Source organism: Vibrio sp. 1249-1, from assembly GCF_033340495.1.
The window spans coordinates 1-632 of sequence record NZ_JAWOWJ010000712.1; the positions used below are offsets into that span (position 1 = coordinate 1).

At 49.4% G+C, this 632-nt stretch carries 1 pseudogene; it reads left to right on the forward strand.

Annotated features, from left to right (window positions below):
• Positions 1-632 (forward strand): annotated as a pseudogene (locus tag R7Z50_RS28495) (hybrid sensor histidine kinase/response regulator); the annotation flags it as partial.

Below are 632 nucleotides of genomic sequence, written 5' to 3' on the forward strand. Positions count from 1 at the left end.
TGTCCCATCTCGACACCGACTTAAAACAAGTGGAGTCGAGCTACCTTTCCAGCTTTTCAGCCAGTTTGTGGGTTGAAGACCGTGAGCTGTTACTCACCCAAGCGCTGGGGGCGATGCGTTTGCCTTCGGTGGATTACCTACGCATTGCTACCAAAGACGAAGTTATCATCGAGCTCGGAACAGAAATCACGCAAGATGTGGTTGAGAGGCGTTGGCCGATGCAGTTTAGTGTGGGTGAAAAAACGTTTGAGCTCGCAGAGCTGACTGTGCAGTCTGACCTTAGCGCCGTCTATCAAGATTTATGGCAACAGTTCTTTTTTCTACTCACGACAGAAGCGATAAAAATTTTGTTGTTGATGGTTGGGGTGTTGTGGGTTGCCTTCCGTTTATTGGTGAATCCTTTGCAGTTGCTTTCCGGTGCGGTGAGTGATTTTAGCGGCGGTAATGCGCCGAGTACGGTCACGCTGCCCAAACGTTGGTGTTTTGATGAAGTCAGCTTGTTGGCGCAAAAATACAATCGAAGCGTGCAAAAAGTGCGAGAGCATCAAGCCGAGTTAGAAGCAGAGCGAGATAAGGCGGAAGTCGCCAATCGCAAGAAAAGTGAGTTTCTCGCGACCATGAGCCACGAGATT